General features: G+C 31.8%; 4 protein-coding genes. All 4 read right to left on the reverse strand.

What is annotated here, in order from left to right; genetic code table 11:
- Positions 1 to 107: 107 nt before the first annotated feature.
- From AOG55_RS01630 to AOG55_RS01645, 4 genes are read right to left on the reverse strand one after another with little or no spacing between them, the layout of a single operon-like run.
- Complete coding sequence (locus AOG55_RS01630; RefSeq protein ID WP_162216744.1) at positions 108 to 1,217, reverse strand: glycosyltransferase; 1,110 nt, start codon at positions 1,215 to 1,217, stop codon at positions 108 to 110.
- Positions 1,218 to 1,258: 41 nt separating this feature from the next.
- Positions 1,259 to 2,182, reverse strand: coding sequence for a glycosyltransferase family 2 protein (locus tag AOG55_RS01635; RefSeq protein ID WP_052656714.1), 924 nt, complete (start codon positions 2,180 to 2,182; stop codon positions 1,259 to 1,261).
- A 28-nt stretch (positions 2,183 to 2,210) separates the two neighbouring features.
- Positions 2,211 to 3,317, reverse strand: coding sequence for a glycosyltransferase family 4 protein (locus tag AOG55_RS01640; protein WP_048101294.1), 1,107 nt, complete (start codon positions 3,315 to 3,317; stop codon positions 2,211 to 2,213).
- A gap of 51 nt (positions 3,318 to 3,368) precedes the next feature.
- Positions 3,369 to 4,745 carry a glutamate decarboxylase gene (locus tag AOG55_RS01645; RefSeq protein ID WP_048101295.1) on the reverse strand — a complete coding sequence of 459 codons (1,377 nt, stop codon included), beginning with the start codon at positions 4,743 to 4,745 and terminating at the stop codon, positions 3,369 to 3,371.
- Between the last annotated feature and the right edge of the window lie 35 nt (positions 4,746 to 4,780).

Genomic DNA, 4,780 nt, shown 5'->3' on the forward strand with positions numbered 1-4,780 from the left:
AATAAAATACAGATAAAATTATTTCTAGATAATGAAATAATAAAATTACAGGCCATAAAAAATAAAAATAGGGATGAATATAATTTCGAGGATTTTTTATTGAACGATCAATTAATATCATGATTTAATTTTTTATATTCATTTAAAATTATTTTAGCTGTATTTATATTTCCCTCAGACTTTATAATTTTTTTGTACATCTCAAGGCTTTTAAATGACTGTATCCTTAGTAATTCTCTATTTTTACATAAATATCTTATTTTTTCTGGAAATTCCTGTATATCACATATGATTATGTTATTATCAGTATTATATTCCTCATAGCTTCTTAAGCCAATTTTTGTTGATACCACCGGTATGCCATATGAAAGATAATCAAGGACCTTTAAATTTCTTCCACTGCCCTCGATCACAGGATTAACAGCCATGCATGCTGATCTTAACACCATATCCTTTTTGGCATCATCTATTACTCCAAGGAATTTCACATTTTTTTGTGACTCCTTAAATTTATAATTTTTTACATTTCCTATTATAATAAAATTAAATTCAGGAAGTTTTGCGGACATTTCTAAAATATGCCTGACAGCATCTATATTGGCCTGGTACAGGGACCCGATAAATACTATATTATTTGTTTCCATACCATTCCATTCTATATTTTTATTTTCAGTTAGCAGTGGTATATAGAATAGTTTGAACTCATCTATAATTTTTTTGAACTCCATTATATCATTTACTGAAAGTGATAATATCATATGCGCATTTTTCAACAATTCCTGCTCTATTTTGGAGACATAATTTTCATAGGGGTTGCCAGATCTGAGCCCCGTTTCATAGTTGTGTGCATCGTATATTATAAATTTATCTTTTATGTATGGCCTGAAGAGTTGATACTGCCAGGGCCCCTCAAATATTATAATATCACTTTTTTTAATTTCCTTTATAACCTCATGGACATATTTTTTACGTAAATATTTGCCCATGGAGAGAAAAACTTCAAATGACCGGTTTCCCTTTAAATAGGACATAATCATAATTAAAACTGACCTGTACTGCCTGGAATTACCCATATTTTTATCAACCAGCACAGGCCCGCCAGCAGAAACCAAAAGCCTATTTTCATAATTTTTAAGAAGGTTATGGCATCTTAATGAATATGCACTAATGTATTCAGGTATGATCTGCCCGTGGCATATCTGTAAAATTTTAGGCATGGCCATAAGATGGAATGCAATTGTTCATTATAAATATCTTCCTATATCTTTAAAAGATAATCCTCAACCCTTCTATTGTATTTTAATGGAAGTTTATACTGAAATATTTTTATGAATTTAAATGGATAATGAAATCTGTTTCCCTTATAGCTTGCCACAGAAAGCCAGTGAAGGACATCATCATAGTTCAGATCGTATTTTATTCCTGAGTTTAATAACCCTGAAAGCATGTTTAATTCTATTTTTAATGATATTATATAATCCCTGGCAAGCATCCGGGACTTTTTGGTTTTTAAAAATTTATACATGGTTTCCAGAGAATTCAGGTATCTTAAATATGTTTCCATTTTTATTTTCCATCTATCTATTCCACGCAAATTTGTATTGCTGGTACTTTCATGGAATCTATAATATGTTAAAAATTCACGGCTGAGTTCTATTTCCCCACCGGAGTCAAGGGATATATAATAAAAAAAGGTATCATACAGGGCCCTTACCTTTGATAGATATTCCATATTTATTATATCTTTTTTAATGGAAATTGATGATAAATTAAAATCAGGGCTGTAATAATATTCATCAATGCTATTCCCCTCATCATTGATAAATGTGCATCTATTATGAAAGTAAACCAGATTTTTATTATTTTTAAAGCTATTATATACATACTCGAGTTTATTGCTGTAAAAAAGATCATCATAATCCAGAAATGATAAAATATTTCCATGGCTGATCCTCAGTGCAGCAATATACTTTGAGGATAGGGAAAGATCATTTACATGCAAAACTTTTATTAAATGCTCATTTTCCATTTCTGAAATTTTTTGATCCTCATAATTTAAAACTACAATTATTTCATAAAAATCCCTGCCCAGAGACTGGTTTAATGCACTTTCTATGGCCTTATATACAAGATTATTTGGTTTATATGACGGTATTATAACAGAGATAAAATCTGATTCCATTAAAAATGCTATAAGAATTCTGTATAAATTATTTTTTATATACTATTTTTTGCATTACATCCAGGTATCTGGAATATGTTTTCTCATCTGAATATTCATATGCCGTTTTAATAGCGTTTTCAGACATTTTAATTAATATATCAGGTTTATCCTCAATCTTCGTTATTATATCTTTATAATCATCATCTGTACCGGCAATGAACGAATTTATATTATTCTTAAGACCGGGCATGTAAACGTTTTTACCCGTCACGGGAACAAGACCGCATGCCATCCCCTCGACGATGGTCAGGCTAAAAGCCTCTGAAACAGATGGCAATAAAAGTAAATCACAGGCCTGATAATATTTTAATAAAATGTCGTCGGATACACGGCCCAGAATGTGGATTCTATCATTACCAGCATATTTTTCAGTGTTGCCTATGCATATAAGATGTATATTTTTTGAATTTTTAATTAATTCTATGGCAAAATTAAGCCTTTTTCTCTCTGGAGACATGCCCACCCAGAGTGCATAAATTACTTTATTTTCCATGTTTAATTCATGCCTAATTTGAATTTTATTTCCTGGCCTGAAATAACCTGTATTAATACCAATATTAATCGCTGTTATATCGTTTTTAGAATACAATTTTTTTAAGGTATCCAAAAGACTGGCAGATACGGTTATAACAGTGTTGCAATGCCTAACAGAATATCTTTCCATTAGATATGAAAAAAATAAATTTGGATGGATTAAACCCCATTTAATTACAGATTTTTTAGTATAATTTTGTTTTACACCGGCAGAAAATAGTGATGTTCCGTGCAGGGTCATGATTTTGTTTAAATCATTAATTCTGGAAATAAAACATCCATTGTCACCGTTAATATGCGCCATATCATATTTTTTCATGTTTTTTTTAACATAAAAATAAACTTTTATATTATAAATGAGTTTTTTAAAATAAGGAAATTTAACCTTAATCTGAATGAATTTAATATTATTCTTTATATATATCTTATTTTCCGTCCCGGAAATCATAATGGAAACCTCGTTTCCATTTAAAGTTAAATATTTGGAAAGACCATTTACGAATCTCTCAATCCCACCGCCAAATTCTGGAGGTTTGTATGCAATTTCCAGTATTTTCATTAAATGACCCATTAATGATTTATTTAATATATAAAATATATTAGAATACTTTTAGGTAACCGCATGTCCCCTTCTAGGTGATTTCATTTCAAATTTTTGCCTTCTTCCCATATTATTTAGTGCCTGTTTTATGTTATTTATCAATAAATTAGCCATATCCCTTGAAAAGCTTTCCCTCACAACTATTCTCATTAAAACAGTACCGCTGGCATTATCAGGAAGAGAGTAGGCAGGTATGATCCATCCGAACTTTCTTAATTCCGATGATAGGTCAAAGAGATCAAAGGCATCCTTATGTTTCTGTTTGAAGGTTATTACCGGTATATGTTCTGCTGAGCTTACAAGTTCAATGTTATCCATTTTTTTAATCTCACTTGCCAGATACCGGGCATTTGCCATCATATTTTCTGCAATTCTTTTATATCCTGATATCCCCATTCGTAATATATTGTAATACTGTGCGGCAATATTTGATGCACTCCTGGAGAAATTCAGGGTATATGTGGGCATCTCATTTCCCAGATAATTAACATAAAATATAAGGTCTTCTGGGAGATACTTTTTATCCCTGAATATAAGCCAGCCAAGACCTGGATATACAAGTCCAAATTTATGCCCCGAGACGTTTATTGAGGCCACATGATTTAGCCTGAAATCCCATAGAAGATCAGGCTCAATAAAGGGTGTTATAAATCCAGCGCTGGCAGCATCAACATGCAATGGTATAAAATTTCCGGTTTTTTCCTCATATTCATTAAGCATTTTATTCAGTAAAAGAACATCATCAAATGCGCCAGTAAATGTTGTTCCAAGCACGGCACCAACGGCTATTGTATTTTCATCAATGTTTTTAATTAATTCCTCAGGGCTTGATACCATGGTTTTTTTATCTATGGGCACTATTCTCGGTTCAACATCAAAGTATTTTGCAAATTTGTCCCACACAACATGGGTGTCTGCACCAAATACAATATTGGGACTTGAATAATCCTTATTTTTTGATTTCATTTTTTGCTTCCAGTTCCATTTATGCGCAAGAAGTGCAAGCATTATTGCCTCTGATGATCCAATTGTTGAGGTACCTATAAATTCATTTTCCTCAGGTGCATTATAGAGCCTGGCCAGTATATTCACTATTCTATTTTCCTCCTTTTTTATCTGCGGGTATTCAAAAGAGTCAATAAAATTCTTATGGGCATTTTCCATGTAAAGTTTATCTGCTTCCGGTTCCATATAGGTTGTAACAAAGGTGGCAAGGTTAAGCTCCGGTATTCCATCTAGATTTAATTCCTGATGAATCATTTCATATGCTGCCTGGGAAGGCATTCCATTTTCTGGAAATTTATTTTCCGGCACCGGCGAATCAAAATACCGGTTGCTGTATGTTCCATAAACCTTTTTTTCTGAATCTTTTTTAACGCTGACCATGAATTTAAGATATTGACATACTATTTAAATATATA

Origin of the sequence: Acidiplasma cupricumulans, from assembly GCF_001402935.1 — an archaeon.
In the GTDB taxonomy this organism is placed as follows: domain Archaea; phylum Thermoplasmatota; class Thermoplasmata; order Thermoplasmatales; family Thermoplasmataceae; genus Acidiplasma; species Acidiplasma aeolicum.

Coding starts and splice junctions, on each gene's coding strand:
- AOG55_RS01630 (WP_162216744.1), bottom strand. CDS start 1,217: ATGCCTAAAATTTTACAGATATGCCACGGGCAGATCATACCTGAATAC.
- AOG55_RS01635 (WP_052656714.1), bottom strand. CDS start 2,182: ATGGAATCAGATTTTATCTCTGTTATAATACCGTCATATAAACCAAAT.
- AOG55_RS01640 (WP_048101294.1), bottom strand. CDS start 3,317: ATGAAAATACTGGAAATTGCATACAAACCTCCAGAATTTGGCGGTGGG.
- AOG55_RS01645 (WP_048101295.1), bottom strand. CDS start 4,745: ATGGTCAGCGTTAAAAAAGATTCAGAAAAAAAGGTTTATGGAACATAC.